This window comes from Colwellia chukchiensis (assembly GCF_002104455.1).
GTDB lineage: Bacteria > Pseudomonadota > Gammaproteobacteria > Enterobacterales > Alteromonadaceae > Cognaticolwellia > Cognaticolwellia chukchiensis.
Window position 1 is genome coordinate 36578 of the sequence record NZ_NBOC01000016.1, and the last position, 16196, is coordinate 52773.

At 47.6% G+C, this 16196-nt stretch carries 14 protein-coding genes; 5 read left to right on the plus strand and 9 right to left on the minus strand.

Annotation, left to right across the window (positions count from 1 at the left end):
• Positions 1 to 78: 78 nt before the first annotated feature.
• From B6K83_RS14930 to B6K83_RS14945, 5 genes are all read right to left on the minus strand, one after another.
• Entirely contained in the window at positions 79 to 1095 is a 1017-nt protein-coding gene (locus B6K83_RS14930) for a YqaJ viral recombinase family nuclease (RefSeq protein WP_085285716.1), read from the minus strand.
• 60 nt (positions 1096 to 1155) lie between these two features.
• On the minus strand, positions 1156 to 1299 hold the full coding sequence (locus B6K83_RS18455) for a hypothetical protein (RefSeq protein ID WP_015066581.1): 144 nt from the start codon (positions 1297 to 1299) through the stop codon (positions 1156 to 1158).
• A gap of 82 nt (positions 1300 to 1381) precedes the next feature.
• A complete protein-coding gene (gene bet, locus B6K83_RS14935) occupies positions 1382 to 2200 on the minus strand; it encodes a phage recombination protein Bet (RefSeq protein ID WP_000414662.1) in 819 nt (272 codons plus the stop codon).
• A gap of 79 nt (positions 2201 to 2279) precedes the next feature.
• Entirely contained in the window at positions 2280 to 2699 is a 420-nt protein-coding gene (locus B6K83_RS14940; protein ID WP_012368368.1) for a single-stranded DNA-binding protein, read from the minus strand.
• 15 nt (positions 2700 to 2714) lie between these two features.
• Positions 2715 to 3041 carry a hypothetical protein gene (locus tag B6K83_RS14945; protein ID WP_048608521.1) on the minus strand — a complete coding sequence of 109 codons (327 nt, stop codon included), beginning with the start codon at positions 3039 to 3041 and terminating at the stop codon, positions 2715 to 2717.
• Between the two features lie 366 nt (positions 3042 to 3407).
• On the opposite strand from B6K83_RS14945, the gene B6K83_RS14950 reads away from it, so the two are divergent.
• A complete protein-coding gene (locus B6K83_RS14950) occupies positions 3408 to 4010 on the plus strand; it encodes a hypothetical protein (RefSeq protein ID WP_048608523.1) in 603 nt (200 codons plus the stop codon).
• Between the two features lie 229 nt (positions 4011 to 4239).
• On the opposite strand, the gene cadR is transcribed toward B6K83_RS14950, so the two are convergent.
• Positions 4240 to 4647, minus strand: coding sequence for a Cd(II)/Pb(II)-responsive transcriptional regulator (gene cadR, locus B6K83_RS14955; protein ID WP_048608525.1), 408 nt, complete (start codon positions 4645 to 4647; stop codon positions 4240 to 4242).
• Positions 4648 to 4742: 95 nt separating this feature from the next.
• On the opposite strand from cadR, the gene B6K83_RS14960 reads away from it, so the two are divergent.
• The 4 genes from B6K83_RS14960 to B6K83_RS14980 are packed head-to-tail and all read left to right on the plus strand — an operon-like array spanning position 4743 to position 8182.
• On the plus strand, positions 4743 to 5639 hold the full coding sequence (locus B6K83_RS14960) for a cation transporter (protein WP_048608527.1): 897 nt from the start codon (positions 4743 to 4745) through the stop codon (positions 5637 to 5639).
• Between the two features lie 9 nt (positions 5640 to 5648).
• Complete coding sequence (lspA, locus tag B6K83_RS14965) at positions 5649 to 6155, plus strand: signal peptidase II (RefSeq protein ID WP_007146113.1); 507 nt, start codon at positions 5649 to 5651, stop codon at positions 6153 to 6155.
• A gap of 21 nt (positions 6156 to 6176) precedes the next feature.
• Positions 6177 to 7466 carry an ISL3 family transposase gene (locus tag B6K83_RS14970; RefSeq protein WP_048608532.1) on the plus strand — a complete coding sequence of 430 codons (1290 nt, stop codon included), beginning with the start codon at positions 6177 to 6179 and terminating at the stop codon, positions 7464 to 7466.
• A 2-nt stretch (positions 7467 to 7468) separates the two neighbouring features.
• Complete coding sequence (locus B6K83_RS14980; RefSeq protein ID WP_232015275.1) at positions 7469 to 8182, plus strand: endonuclease; 714 nt, start codon at positions 7469 to 7471, stop codon at positions 8180 to 8182.
• A gap of 408 nt (positions 8183 to 8590) precedes the next feature.
• Here B6K83_RS14980 and B6K83_RS14985 read toward each other — a convergent pair whose 3' ends face one another.
• The 3 genes from B6K83_RS14985 to traN all read right to left on the minus strand — a co-directional run bounded on the left by B6K83_RS14985 (position 8591) and on the right by traN (position 16196).
• Positions 8591 to 10630, minus strand: a complete 2040-nt coding sequence (locus tag B6K83_RS14985) for an ATP-binding protein (RefSeq protein ID WP_085285717.1) — start codon at positions 10628 to 10630, stop codon at positions 8591 to 8593.
• The gene (locus B6K83_RS14990) at positions 10627 to 12045 is read right to left on the minus strand and encodes an SIR2 family protein (protein WP_004249371.1); all 1419 of its coding nucleotides are present in this window, start codon (positions 12043 to 12045) and stop codon (positions 10627 to 10629) included. The genes B6K83_RS14985 and B6K83_RS14990 overlap by 4 nt, the downstream gene beginning before the upstream one ends.
• A gap of 458 nt (positions 12046 to 12503) precedes the next feature.
• A complete protein-coding gene (gene traN / locus B6K83_RS14995; protein WP_004249370.1) occupies positions 12504 to 16196 on the minus strand; it encodes a conjugal transfer protein TraN in 3693 nt (1230 codons plus the stop codon).

The following is a 16196-nucleotide window of genomic DNA, read 5'->3' on the forward strand; positions in this document are numbered from 1 at the left end:
GGCTACGAGTGAAACTGCTTTCTGATGCACTCGATGTAAGCGCATGAGAAAGGAGCCGAAATCGGCTCCAAGTGAACGTTAAAAGTAAAATGAGCTCGGCGAGTCACCTGGCAGAACCAAGTTATCTTGCTCAAGACTGATTTTGATTGGTGTTTCAACGGGCTGCTCTGGCTTATTGGTGCTAATGCGCAACCGCTCTTGTGGCGCTTTTCGGTAAGCGGCTAAAACCTGTTCATCCAGCTCGCCTAACTTATCGGTGGCCAATTGCTTATAGTCCACCGTGCCCGCCATCATGTAGCGGCTGAGTTTGACCCCAGCATAGTCGGCATGAGCGTAGTTACCCATCATGGCGACCAATTTTGACTGGGCGTCTCGCATTTCCTCTTTCAAAGATTTAATGTGATTTTCCAGTCGGACCACTTCGGCATGTGCTGAGCAATACTGTCGAGACAGCGATGTCCAACGGTATTGGGCTTCACCCTTGGGAACAAAACAATCTTGCTCAGGGCATTTTGACGGCTCTTTTTTGGTCTGTACTAACTCCCAAAACTGAAGCGCTGTTTCTTGCAACTCAGTTAAGAACGCCGCGTCTCGCTGTATTTCAAACTCAATCAGTTGATCCTCAAAATAGAAAACCAACCAACCTCGCGTGCTATTGGCGACCAGTATTTGATGCTGTACTTGCACCCAATACAACTGGTACGCCTCGCTTTGTTCTCGGTGAGCTTGCACATCCTCAAAAACTGACTGGCAAGGACTTTTCAGTTCAACGGGTTCGCCCGCATCGTTGATGCCATCAAAGCTGGCTCGAAAGATTGCGTTATGATCGGCTTCTGCACATGACGGCAGAAGAAAGTCATTATGCGCATTCTCAAATGCTCGCCTTGCTTGAGGCTCCAACCTTATACCACGAAGCACATTTGGATTATTCGACAGGTCTTCCGGTAATACGAATCCGGTTTTTTCTGCCCATAATCGCCAAGGTGTTTTGTAGGGTGAACGCCCCATAATAATTGGGGCTTCAGATGCCGTAACCCCTGCAATGCGCCACTGGTGCCATGCAGGAGTACGTTGTGATAGGTCGATAACCTTCATATTGCCTCCTTTGAAGGGAGACTCCCCTGAAGGAGAGAACTCCCCTTCAGGGTTAAGTGGTTACTTTGCAGCTTGTGCTAACGCTGTTTGGTGCTGAACAACACTTGCTTGAACCGAATCAATTGCCGCTTTACCGGCTTGAATCGAACCTAAGACAAGGGCAACAACCAATACCAAGCGAAAAAGTGAGGCTGATTTAGTCATGGAAGATCTCCAAAAAAAAGACGAGACCTTCCCCCTGACGGGAGAATAATCCCGCCAGGGTTAGTAAAATGAATGCGTGGCGCTAAGAAGCTAAAGGCTGTGTGAGCGCTTTGGCTGCTTGTTGCTGAGCATTAAAGATTTCTTGCTTCGCAAACGTCAGCTCAACACCTTGAAAATGTTCATTGGCATATTCCAATGCACTATTCCAAGCGTTTGAAGCTTCCGCCCGCTCGATAAGCTTGTAAACAAGCCCTCGGGTTCGATCATCAACTTGCTCGGGTGGAATCACAGATGGCTCAACAACGTGTGTTGCTTGGCCTTCGATAATTCGCTCCGCTTCGTCTTGATCGAAAATTCCCACAAAGCCAAACGCAATGCGGGAACACTGGATCATGGATTTATGTCTTAGCATTCGCTTAGTGTGCGTCTGCCATGGACCATCTACACGGTAAGGGCCATTTTTGCCATTACCTTCAAAAGGCGGTCGATAGACTTCATCCAGATACTCAGTGATTTTGACTGGGTGCGAACGGTCGCGCCGATAGATGATGCATTCCATCCATTCAGGGCATTCTTTCGCGCCATCCAGTGAGACTTTGTTTTCTGAAGTCTTGAACTCCATGCCATCAAACTGGTCGTGTTGATTGATGATGCGAGACCATCCATCGACACCTACCACTGGGATAATCCCAGCTTGTTTATCAGGGAACGCAAAAATCTCTTTGGTGAAAGGGTTCAAACCGTACTGATCTGCAACCACCAAGAGCGCCATCATCTGCTCATTGGTCGGTGCACTACCGTCACGTTGCTTGAATGCTGTTGCTTTTAGGGTATCGAACAACTTGTTTGGATCGACACTAAAGCGCTCAGCAAAGCGTTGGATTAGCTTTGGTTTTTCCATTATGGACTCCGACAATCAAAGTGGGAGTCTGCCCCTGACGGGAAAGTACTCCCGGCTGGGTTAAAGCGTTATCGCTCGGTTAAAAATCTGGTTCAGGATAAGTTTGTGCCCAATTAGCTTGGGAGCTCGCATCATCCGCCGGTGATGGCTCAGATGCTTTGTTCACACTATCAAGAAGCAGAAACTCATCCGCGTCCACTTCGGTCAATCGATGCTTAATGCCATCTTTCTCCCATGAGCGCGTGCGCTGAGGCCCTTGAACAAAAAGCTTCGCTCCTTTTTGGATCAAATCTTTTGCTCTTAGCCCTAACTTAAATCCACCACGATCTCGAAAAACGACCCGATGCCATTCCGTATGCTCTTTGAGCTCATTGGATTGACGGTCGCGCCATTTCTCAGAAGTGGCCAGTGAAATGCTGGTCACTAAATCACCTGATGGATAGGCTCGCGTCTCTGGCTCAGAGCCAACGTAGCCTATGAGTGTTACTTGGTTTTTCATGATGTTCTCCTCGTCTTAGTTGAACTCTGTGCACACAGTTGCTTCTACCCGACTGGGCAAAGAAGACTGACGACGCAGATAGGTTGGTATTTCGAGTAAAGCCATGTCGTACTGATGTGGCTCTTTGTAAAACGCAGATGTCAAACGGGGCATACCAGGAGCTTTAGGCACTGCCATTGGACGACGTTTTGATGTTGGTGTGAGCAATCGCTTGATTTGAGTAAGTACAAATCGAAACGGGCGCACGGTTTGACGAGCAAGTAATCGCAAAAGCGACCAGCTCAGTTTTGCAAGCAACATAATGCCTGCGATTTGGATAATAAATCCGAAGATATATTCCATTGGTGACTCCTTAATTTGGTTGTGAAGGAGTCACCCCAACTGGGGAAAACTCCCCCAGTTGGGTGGTGAAAAGGCGAACCGTAAGGAACGCATGGTTGCGCATGTAAAAACATGCAGGCTATTTGTTTAAGGAGGCTAGCTACCTCTTAGTACCACTGAGAAAACTCAGCGGCGGGCTTCCTTTGAGCTCATGCTCTCAGGCGCAGATATCACTGAAACAGATCAGCAATATTTGATAGTCAGTGTAACCGTCTTATCCAGACAGGATAGTTAGAAAGATGCTCAATTCTTCCACCTAGCTGAAAGGCCATTACCGCACAGAGGATTAGGCTAGGGACTGATTATTGTCATATCAGGAGCAAACTTATGGCCCAAGCAAGACCCAATTACTCAAAACCCATCTTTGAACAATCATTCACAATTAATAGCTTACAGGCGCAACGTGTCGTTGACCGTGTTTTTAGACGGACGGTCAGTGCGCTTTACGGAATCGATGTCATCCTGCGCATCATCGGCGATGAGAACGAAATTGATGAAGTGGAACAGATCATTAGCCAGTTGATCGAGGATTGCGCTAAGGCGGTAGACAACGAACAAGCTCGTTTAGACAAATTGATGGAGTCCAACGGTATCGATGAAGTACCTGACTACACCGACCCGATTACCTTCAACGCCAAAATAAGCTCGCCTCAGGTTGGCCAGTTTGTCGGCTTAGTGCGCAAACTCGATGCGTTAATGATCTCAATGGACACTCTCTGGTTGTCTAGCGTGCTTAGCAACAAGCAACGCGTTGATGGCAACTACGCATGGCAACAGCGCATTATCAAACTTGCACGACGCATTATTGATATCGAAATTCGAGCACGAAAATCAGCCCAAGCTAAGGGTAAAGAAGCAGAAGTTGAGCAAGCGGTGCCTTCAACCGATGACGATATCACTGAAGAGGAAACAGATAACCCCGCCAACTAGCCAACTAGGCTCCCATCAACCAGCCCCTCTCGAAGGGGCTCTTCATCTTGCTGTATTTTCTATCAAAATCATTAAAATGAATTTAACTGTCATTTTTGGCCAAGCTACATGAATAGAACTAATTTTTTCGTTACTTTCTTTAGGGTAAGCGGATTAAATGGTTGATCTTACCTTTGCATGAGAGTGAGACAGACCGGCATCTCATCGGATTATCTGGTTGATGCTTCACCTACTGCTGGTGCATGTTTCCTTCGCTAATTCCAGCAAGAACCCCACACGCCTCAACTTCCCGGTCATCGTTGCAACTCGCTCTCAGTGAAACGAGTTGTTTCTCAAGCGCTTGCAGAGCGGTTATCTGCGACCGCACATGAGAGATGTGATCATCGAGCAAGGCGTTGACGGCGGTACAAGGCTGATGAGGGTCGTCCTGATAGCTCTGTAGTTCGTGAATCTCAGCCAGTGACAGGCCCAGGATTCTGCAGCGACGGATGAAGGCCAGCCCCTCACCATGCTTCTCGGTATAGACACGGTAACCGTTGTCCTGCCGATCAGGCGGCGGCAACAAGCCCTGCTGTTCATAGAAGCGGATCGTCTGTGTGTCGACCCCTACCAACTGCGCCAACTGACCAATGCGCATCAGCCTCCTCCCCAACGGATTCTTTACTCTATTGACCTTATAGTAGCTTTATAGTTTAAAATGGTACCACAACATTGTTCAAGTGGAGTCGTATTATGAGCAAATCCTGTGGTGGCGCCTGTGGCGCTGATGCAACGTCCGCAGCGGATACCGATATACAGGCCTCCTCCGAGGCGCCAGGGAGATGGGTCAGTGTTTATGCCGTGCCGAAGATGGACTGTCCATCAGAAGAACGAATGATTCGCCTAGCCCTGAACGGCTTTGAGGAGATTCGGGCGCTGTCTTTCGACCTGTCGAACCGCCGGTTGAAGGTCGTGCATGATGGAGAGGCTGATCCTTTCACTGCGAAACTGAAGACCTTGGGGCTAGGCGCCTCGCTTCAGGAAACCGTCGCTGCAAATCCGGAGACCATCAAGGCCGCCGAGTTTTCGGCAGCTTCTGCTAAGCAAGAATCCGGGACCCTGCGCTGGTTGCTCGGCATCAATGCACTTCTGTTCGTGGTGGAAATGACTGCCGGTCTGATCGCCCGGTCCACCGGCCTGATTGGAGAATCCCTGGACAATTTTGCCGATGCGGCGGTGTACGGGCTTGCCCTTTATGCGGTTGGACATAGCGTGAAAATGCAGGTACGTGCCGCGCATCTTGCTGGTGTACTGCAACTGATCTTGGCTGTTGGCGTGCTCGCAGAGGTGGTGAGACGCTTCGTCTTCGGTAGCGAGCCGGAATCGATGGTGATGATGCTTATCGCATTCGTCGCACTGATTGCCAATACCACTTGTTTGCTGCTGATATCCAAACATCGAGAGGGCGGGGCGCACATGAAGGCAAGCTGGATATTCTCGGCCAATGACGTGGTGATCAACCTGGGCGTCATCACCGCCGGCGCCCTGGTCGCGTGGACCGGATCCAATTATCCGGATCTGATTATCGGTACCATCGCGGGGGTTGTCGTGCTTAACGGAGCCAGACGCATTCTGGCCCTCAAGGGTTAGGCAACATCCATGATTGGCAAATACCTCTCGCCGTATGCCCTGTTGTCCATCTCCGGCCTGATAGCCGCGTCTGACCAGATTGTAAAATGGCTGGTCCAGCAATCAATGGCATATGGCGAGTCGGTTTCGGTGACGCCATTCTTTAGCTGGGTGCACGTATGGAACACCGGTGCCGCATTCAGTCTTTTTGCCAATGGTGGAGGCTGGCAGCGCTACTTTTTGATCGGAATCGCGGTGGTGGTCTCAATTTTGCTGATCAAGCTGGTCCTTGAGAACCGTCACAAAGGAGAGGCCATCGCCTACAGTCTTATCCTTGGTGGCGCGATGGGTAACCTGATTGATCGGATATTTCGTGGCTATGTTGTGGATTCCTTTGATGTCTATTGGCGAGCCTGGCACTGGCCGGCTTTCAATGTCGCAGATATTGCAATTGTCCTCGGTGTCTTACTTTTCGTTTCCTCAAGCTTGTTGCGTGAAAGAACAAACACCAATGTCGAAACAGATTGGTCTGACTGAGGTCTGCATCTATAAACTGCCATGACGGAAATGCCTAACAACATCTTGCACCTGCCTGAGTACCAGGTCCTGGGCTGCAAATCCACCGACGACGATATGCACTTCCAGGTGGACGCGCCCGATCCCATCGCCTGCGAGGAATGCGGCGTCCAGGGTGAGTTCGTGCGGTTCGGCAAGCGTGATGTTCCCTATCGTGATCTGCCCATCCACGGTAAGCGGGTCACCCTCTGGGTGGTCCGCCGCCGGTACAACTGCCGGGCCTGCAAGATCACCTTCAGGCCCCAGCTACCGGAGATGGTGGACGGCTTCCGCATGACGCTGCGGTTGCATGAATACGTGGAGAAGGAATCCTTCAACCACCCCTACACCTTCGTGGCGTCACAGACCGGCCTGGACGAGAAGACGGTACGCGACATCTTCAACGCCCGTGCCGAGTTCCTGGGGCGTTGGCACCGCTTCGAGACGCCCCGCATTCTGGGCATCGACGAGCTGTACCTGAACAAGCGCTACCGCTGCATCCTGACCAACATCGAGGAGCGACCCCTGCTTGACCTGCTGGCCACCCGCCGTCAGGACGTGGTGACCAACTACCTGATGAAGCTGAAAGACCGGCAGAAGGTCGAGATCGTCAGCATGGACATGTGGAACCCCTACCGGGCAGCTGTCAAGGCGGTGCTGCCACAGGCCCGTATCGTCGTCGATAAGTTCCATGTGGTGCGTATGGCCAACGATGCGCTGGAGAAGGTACGCAAGGGCCTCAGGAAGGAGCTGAAACCTTCCCAGAGCCGAACCCTCAAGGGAGACCGGAAAATCCTGCTGAAACGCGCTCACGAAGTCTCAGACCGGGAACGCTTCATCATGGAGACCTGGACAGGCGCATTCCCGCAACTGCTGGCCGCCTACGAGCACAAGGAACGCTTTTACGGCATCTGGGACGCCACCACACGACCCCAGGCAGAAACCGCCCTGGACGACTGGATAGCCACCATTCCGAAGGGCCAGAAGGAAGTCTGGAGCGATCTGGTCAGGGCTGTGGGTAACTGGCGCGAAGAGATCATGACCTACTTCGAGACGGACATGCCCGTCACCAATGCTTACACGGAGTCCATCAACCGACTGGCCAAGGACAAGAACCGTGAAGGGCGAGGTTACTCCTTCGAGGTGATGCGGGCACGAATGCTCTACACTACGAAGCACAAGAAGAAGGCTCCGACTGCGAAGGTCTCTCCGTTCTACAAGAAAACCATCGGTTACGGACTGCCGGACTTCGCAGAGGAACTCAACTACGGGGTCGATCTATCAACCATCTGAGGGTGGTATCAGGTTGGTGGGGTGAAGGTGCCCCATCAACCATTAAATCCGTATACCCTTTCTTTATAGCGTTATTCGCTATACCTGCAATTGCAGAACACCCCACATCGTTCAGTCAGGCAAAACGATTTGCCCGAGAAATTTACCAAGACAACCAGAGTACGTTTTACTGTGGATGTAGCTATAGCAATGATGGTGCGATTGATGCTGCATCTTGCGGATATGAACCAAGAAAGCAACCGAAACGAGGTGAACGCTTAGAGTGGGAACATGTAGTCTCAGCTTGGGAAATTGGCCATCAACGCCAATGCTGGCAAAATGGTGGTCGTCGGAACTGCGAAAAGAATGATCCTGAGTTTTCTAAAATGGTTTCGGATCTCCATAACCTCGTACCATCTGTAGGAGAGCTCAATGGGGATAGGTCAAATTTTCGATTTGGCATGATTCCGAATGAACCAAGATCCTATGGTCAATGTGATTTCGAAGTTGATTTCAAAGACCGTCGAGCAGAACCACCAGCTAACCGTCAGGGTGATATTGCTAGAATTTATTTCTACATGCGAGATCAATACGGCCTAAGACTCAGTAGGCAACAAACTCAGCTATTTGAAGCTTGGTCAAGAATGGACCCTGTTGACGAATGGGAAAAAGTGCGTGATTTTAAGATTAAAACTATTCAAGGTAACTCTAACTGCCATGTGTCAAATAGCTGTTAATTGAAACTAGCTGAGACAAACTTGTTGGACAAGGTTCTTTTAGCGAAAATCAGATTAACATTACTAAAATTAATCTGATAGTCGGCAACTGCCAAAGTGGACGTTCGGATCTGACTCGCTTTTGAACCATCATCAGCTTTGTCGAATTAAGTCGAATTTTCAATCAATCGTAATTCCCCCAAATTTCTCTCGTATAGCGTCGTTAATATCTATGCATTTAATAAATTGTCAGAAAGGAACCCTAAGTCACTTTGGAAAGTACCCGTTTATCGAAATTAGCGTAATAGCCTATTGATTCGCACACCACTAATAGTTCACGCCACTCATCGCTTTGGAACAAATGCGCCATAGAAAGTTAATCTTATTCGTATTGTTAAGCATCTATTTGGCGCTAATTTGGCTGGTAAATTAATCTCTGTTTTGCCATTCTTCAACGATTGGCTGCCAGTTTACTTCACGAGGCTCACCTGTGGAGTTAGACCATACGTCCCAAAAGTCAGGATCATCAGACTGAGGCCTTTGCTCTTCACTAAGTTCTTTCATTCGAACTAACACCGGTAGTTCTGAAGCCCATCCGAGTAAAATTGCATGTCGAGATGGTAGCGATGGTAGCTCTCTTAATAGCCCCCTCATGTTATCGGGAACAAGCCTATGAACTTGTTCTTGGTCTATATCATTGCTAATTCTGTGCAGTAAAAAAGTATTACATTGAGAAAGAACAGTAGGAGATAACTCAGAAGGTCGTTGGGATGATACTACTAGTCCCAAACCAAATTTACGCCCTTCGCGAGCGATTTTTTCAAATACTTTGCAGCACACATCAGAAACTGATTGACTCTCACTTTCTTCTTTGTATCGTTTGATAAATGTATGAGCTTCCTCTGCAACCATTACTGTTGGTAATGGTTTTCCATTCATCTTCCGATATCGTTGAAGAGCTTCAAAAGTCACTCTAGAGATTACTGCTGTTACAAGATGGATAATTTCATTGGGAACTAGTGATAGGTCGATAACAGTGATAGCACCATGAGTATCCTTCCCAAGAAAAGTATCTAGCCAATCAGTTAAACTTATTGGTTCCTCAGAATCTTTAGTAACTGCACTAATTCGGGTGTCACCTAGCATTGTGCGAATTCGAGTCAAAAGAAATTCCATGAACTGCTCAGTTCCCGTTTCTTGTGCTAAAGCTTCGAGATAGGCGACGAAGTCATCACCTTCAAAGCGAATAGGCGTATCTTCACTTTTCGGGAGAAGTTCTTGTTCATCACCACCAAGTGCAACATGAGCTTCTTTTAACTCAGAAATCAACTTATCAGTATCACTGACTTCAGGCTTAGCAGGCCACTGTGCTCCTCTTCTGGAAGATAGGTAAGTATTTATCGTGCTTATTACACTATTGAAAGGTTGGTTGTGGATTTTTTCGTTTAATGTTATGAGGCTAGTTTCCCATGACGTTAAACTTTCAACTAAGCCTTTGGCATGACCACCATTCACATATATCTGCCCTTGACTTGCTAGTTGCCTTATTGAAACTAAAAGTATTCCGCAAAAATGTTTTGCTTGAATTGTCACATCATCTTCTGACAACACATCATTTCTCATCGCCCTCAAAGCTCGTCGTAGTAATGGGAGTTGAACTTTTGAACTTGCCTGAGTGAACGCCCCCCATTCTGAACTGTTCCATAGCCATGATGGTACTTTAAGTTCTAACTCACCATAATCAGAGTTAGCCTCTACGCGCAATAAATTCCCCTTATATTTTGACTTTGGACCAAATGCTCGGCTGTACTCCCCGTTAGGATCAAGTATTATAAATCGAGCGTTCGGAGTTTGGCCCTGTTGTAAAACTGCGTCCAGTGACCATTGAATTAGTCCCGCCACAGAGCAAGATTTACCACTACCTGTGTTGCCTAAAACAGCTATATGTCGCCCAAAAAGCTTATCGGGGTCGATTTTTATTTCTGCATTGTTAGCTAGAGGACTATCTCCTATTTTAACCCTTCTGTTTTCACCTGATTCGATTATTGAGTTTAATTGTTGGTCAGTAGGTAAAAGCACTGAATCACCAACTGAAGGAAATGCATCTGTTCCTCTGGTGAATTTGAAACCATCGTTTTTTCTATCGCTTCTCAATGTACCAACGGGGTTGATACTGAGCTTTTTTAGAGGAAAAGGTAAGTCTATCAAGCCAAAATCTTGCAAGCCTCTTCTTTTGGGGTATGGCGAGTGTTCTACTGCGATCCACTCAACTTGACCAACTAGAAATCCATCATCACTGTTTATAAGCACATAACTGTTGATTCGAGGAAAGTTGCGAGGTGAGCCTCCTTGAAGAGAGACTGAGTCTGGGGAATCAATTTCTAAGGAAACTCTAATTTCACTAGGCGATACAAAACCAACGGTTCCGATTCGTAACTGTTCCAGTCTTTCTATAGGCAAGTAACTCATGATGTTACCTCGGTGGTAGTTGCATTACCTGAGTGTTCTGACTGGATAAAGCCTCGCTGTTTTAGTAATTCGGCCATCTTTATTGATGCTTTATCTATGGCTGGTTTAGGTAGATAGTTATCAACCAAAGTTTTTAGATCCCCCAAATGGTCACCCATTAGTAAAGTGATTTGAGCTTTTCTTCCACTTTTACCAATGAAGTTCATAATTCTTTCTAGCGGATCTCCGAAAGCAATGATGACTAGATGGGTAGATGGAACGGTAAGCATATCTTCAATTACTCTGTTTATATGCTCATCACCAAAGCTATAGCCATACGTGACTAATGTACTGTTTGGACGGCTAGTCGCTGCTGCTAAGTCTCTAAATAACTCTACATAGGGGTACTCAGCGGTTTCTCTATCTTTGACTGAATTAGGGTAAATCATAAGTTGTTCATAACTATCGCTTTCGTGCCCCTCTGCTTCTAGAAACGGTTCAACAGAGCGAGCTCCAAAAGGTAGGCCAAAGCGCCTAATCGCACCATCTTGTTCGTGCCAATCTAGAGAACCGTGAAGTTTGGTAAAACGTGCCACTCCTTCCAAATATCTTGGTTCACCACGTATTCCCGGAGGGTTATAGTGATAATCAACTTCTAATCTTGAGGATCTAAAAACGGGAGCAATACTTCCAACAAAACGGTCTATGAGTCTTAAACCAGCAAGTTCAGCACCAACCTCGATAATTCGGTCATAGTTCGTTGTAAAAATATGCAATCTGTCGCGTGTAGCGGTTCTACTTGCAAAGCTCATTAAGAAACTCACAAGATAATTGAAAGTTTCCTCTTTTCGTTTTTTTTCAGCACTTTTAATTAAGTGTTCTCCTGTACTGACAGATTTTGAAAACTCACCTAGACATCGAGACAATTCCCCCTTAATTGCAGCTAAATCAGCTTTTAGGTCTCTATAGGCTGCATATGGAGCCGGGGGGTTTTCAGGTTGCGGGCTATCCAACACTGTTAAAATTTCAAGACCTTTGATAAGTTCATTAATAGCTCTAATTTGATCTTCTATATTTCCTTGTGCGCGACCAGCCGATTTGGCAGCTTTTGTAGCGAATTCATTTATTTCGCTTTGACAGACCGCTAGATCACTGATCCACCCCATTCCAACGGGTGGCACGCCTGTAGCCGACATTTGAATAGACGTACTTAAACCCGCACCGATCAATAGATTTAAATGTTCGGATTGAAAAAGTGCTGTTAACCAAGGCTCAATATTTTGGCGTAATTTCTCTATTGATATTTTAGAACCCTGTTCTCCCCATGAAGTATTCGTTGATAGGATAAAAGGATAAGAATCACTTTGCTCATTGGAGTTTGGTGTTAGCTCAATAATATCAGGAACACTGCCAACTTTAATTTGCTGAATAGTCATAAATACACTTCTCATATTTGTGTGAAAGATATAGCGTTGGGGACACAAACGTCTGCCATGAATATTTACAACTTAAGCCGTTGGCATTGAATCATCCGTCACAACTATCTGAAATCCTTAGTACATCTTCAATCTCGACACCAAGGTGTTCAATCGTGCTTTCGAGCTTAGCATGACATTTTACAATACAGAACGTTTGCATACATATTTGAGGTATCCAAGCCCAAATATGTATGAATTAAAAATGAAGATATTGAGAAAAGTGGCTTAGCTGGGTTGGTCGATTTTGGTTGGCCACGTCAGTTCCTCGCTCATAGCTATCTGTCCGATGTCCAACTCTATTTATCGAAACTACTACAAACACATTTTTGCAAATTTGTCGCAGTTACATAAATGCATATTGATTATTTTTTCTGCTCCATTAGTCCTGCAAAACGGGGCTAACGGAGCAATTTATTCTAATTGTTCCCCGAGACTTCTTCCGTTGCCTCCTGGCGAAGTTTCTGGGCATCCATTCCGTTTAGCCGTTCAATGGCTCTATCTGCGGCACTCTGACGATTTCCATCAACGTTTAGCGTACTTCCTGAGCCTGTGAGTCGTTCCAGATCCAGTGACGGTACTTCGGGTAGGTTGCCTGTTATCGACAAGATACCTATCCATTCATCGAGATTGACTTGGCTCCAATCTACCTGGTTTAACTGACTCGCGGTCAAACCTTCACAGTTTGGTGACTTGGCACTGCCCCAACCAAGGCCCAATTGAGGGCGTACTTGTTCTTGAATGATCCGTGAAAGTGGCGAAGTAAAACAGCAATATGACTGCCGTTTTTCAACACAGGCACCTAAGAACTTAGACTTGCAGTAAGAGCCTACATAGTGGCAACTCTTCAATACCCGCTTGGCGTTCATTTCAAACTCGCTCTGCTCACATTTCCAGATAAGCTGAATGAGGATCATAGTGACTGAATAAATCATGTAGGCCGTCATAACCGTACTCAGAACCGCGCCCGCAGCGCCCCCCAGGGCAAAGTTACCACCCGAAACGACACCATCGGCTCCAACCGCACCACCAACGTTACTAAACAGTGCCGATTGCGCCCCCGAACCAAACGTAGAGCCTACCCACTCAGCCGTTTTGTTGGTCAACACCTGCATAAAGCCAGTCGCAGCTTGCTCCGCTCCCGCGCCAGCAGCCGTTGATGGCCCAGCCCCCATGAGAGAGTCCCATGCAGACACAAAAGGCTCTTTAACCGCACTCCAGGTACTGGTGATTGGTTCCCTGAGCGTATTCCACGAACCATAGATTGCCGAAGACGGATTCATGGCCATGACTGCCGTATCAAGCTTGTTGACCGCAACTATCATCGTGATGTAATCCGATAGCGACACGCCACTTGGCTTTTCACAGCAATCCACTATGCCGCCAACGGCTTTTTTGCACTGGCCAGCATTACCTTTAAAGACCGTACACTCGACGTTATCTTGGCCATCAGCTCCTGTGCATGACATATCATTGGTCATAAACTGCGCCGCATTAAGCATCGCAGCGGCCTCTGCAAAGTTAGCCTGCTTGATTGACTCTGGCTCTAAACAATCTGTGCCCATACAGCGAACTGGCCCCTCACAGTTGTATTGAGTTTCCATTCGAGCGTTTTGCACTTCAACGCTTTGTCCGCAGTCATACACCAAACTTTGGATATAACAGAAGCCTTCATGACCAGCCCCGCCCTCAGTACATTCGGTTCTGACGTACTGGCAGGCCGGATTTTGCTCTAGCGCGGCACACGTATTGGTGGTCGTGTTTTGTCCGTTATTGACGATGGTTTGTGTATTACCATTGGCATCTACCCAGCTATCTGAGCTGCCCATGTTGAACTCTGGGTGAGCAGTCGAGGCATTATAGGTCGCTTTTGCCCTCCAGCATGAGAGCCCCAGTCCATCAGAGCTGCCACGACTGGTTAAATGAGCAGGAGACGAAACAACAGCCGGATAAAGACTTCCAAGCTTCGCCAACTCGCTACTACCAACCGTTAACCCGTCGATTCGTTTTGTGCCCGTATCCAAACACTGCCACTGCACCGCAGTAAACTGATCCGTTTGCATCAAGCATTGGTCTATGCCCGGATCACTTGATTGATGAACAACGTCTTGCTCTAAGTACTTGCCGGAGAAGGTCAAGGAAGCACTCAGTTTCGCAGGAGCCAAACACTTCTGAACTTCTCGGCTGCAAGTGTCGAAATCGACTTTGTTCCAGCCGGAATCGCATCTGGAACGAGTGACCTCCTGGGGTTCATGCCACGAAATAATCGAACCATTGACGACTTTACACAATGAGCCAACCAAGGTTCCTTTTGGACAGGTCATTTCAGGGTATTTAATGGACGGTTTCGTCTCAGTCACCGTCTCCTTATTGCCCGTCAATGAGAGTGTCGTTTTCCAGCCATTTGCCTTGGATGGCGACTCGGTGATTTTTATCTCAGTATTTTGATTATCAAAAATCCTCAGCGTAGCGTTTCCAGTTTGCATAGTACTGCTGTGCTGTGGAACAAAACTGAGCGTTTCGGAGCTAAAGCAACCACGCTCAATGGACCAGCTTTGTTGATGGGTTTCAGCGGATACACGTCGCTCTAACTGACACTGAGTAAGCGTGCTGATCTTCTCGCACACCTGGTAATCGGGTACATGCTTGGTTTCAGTAAATGGCGTGATCGTCTGAGTAGGCTCACAGGCTTCAAAACTACTCGGCATAAGATTGGATACCACACACTTTGGATCGCTGGTTTGCAATCCACAGTCATAGGTATCGGTAAAACGAGTGCATTCACCTTTATCATTGGTCTCGGCACATTCTGACGACATGAATCCACAGGAAGGATTCGCTTCAAGCACTTGGCAGGCCTGATTTTCAATCCCTTTATAGCTTTCATCATCCACACTCACTTGCACACGACGACACAAAGGCGATATGCCAGCCACTGGGCTTGGGGCAAAATAGGACTCACAAACTGAAACACCATTGACCACCGTACATCCGTTGGTTGAAGAAGGCTGATCCGTGCATTGAATGCTGTAGTCTGAAAACTTCGTCGGGATATCCGCTGCTTGTTCGATACAGGATTGTGGCGACCAACTATCATTCATCACCACCTTGGTTGGATCAAAGCGCACCTTGATGCGTGCATACCCCTCACCACTACCCGTAACCGATACGCGAATTTTTACCGGCACTTCTAAACCGGGTTCTACCGCTTTTAGCCTGGCAGTGAGATCGGTATTTGGATTGCGCTCCCAACTGGTACTGAGCTCGCAGCGACCTGACGTTTCTGGTGGAAAGTTATTGTTCGGCCCAGACCAGACTTTCTGATCGCCAAGCCAAACTTGCATGTAGTCATCCCATTTAGCGTACTCAAGAACGGCTGAGGTAATCGCATCGGGGTTCACGACTTTGAGTGTGATGGCCTGTTCAAACACTTTACAACGGCCACTCCAGTAGTTGTCGCCAATTCGTCCAATCCAAACTTCAAGACACCCCTCACCACAAGAGCGAAGGTTCATCGGTCCAGAAACATGCTCAATAATGCCTGCCGTGTAATCGTGAGTAATAGTGCAGCTGTTAACCGCTGTATTGAGCCTGTCACATTGCTGGTAATTTGGGCTGCCTTCACCTTGAGACTCACAGCCGGGGAAGCTTTGGGTTAATAGATTGGGGTCAGTTTGAACCGCATCAGTTAATGCCCAAAGCGGATCATTGACCATATCTGGCCGAGACCTGTCTTTGATTTGCTGTAGCGAACGAAATGCTTCACCCGTAGCGCCACTTTCGGATGCCATGCTCTCTTGGCGCTGTGTCCCCAATTGATTCATGCTGGCATCAGAGCCATAAACGCCCGTTAAGACATCCAATGAGCCCTGATCCATACCAGGGAAAAGCTCTTGCAAGTTAATGGACTCATTACCACTGCCATTCGGCACCGACAATGTATTGCCATTGAGTGCGGGCATCGTCCAGTTTTGCAGCAATTGCTTACCTTCTTGTTGTCCGCTTAGGCCGGATTGGCGCTGCACATCAGCGGCCACACCATGTAAGGGCAGGCACGCCATAGTGATTGATAAAATACCCGCTAAAACTCGGGTAAAAAGTGTTGGTTTCAT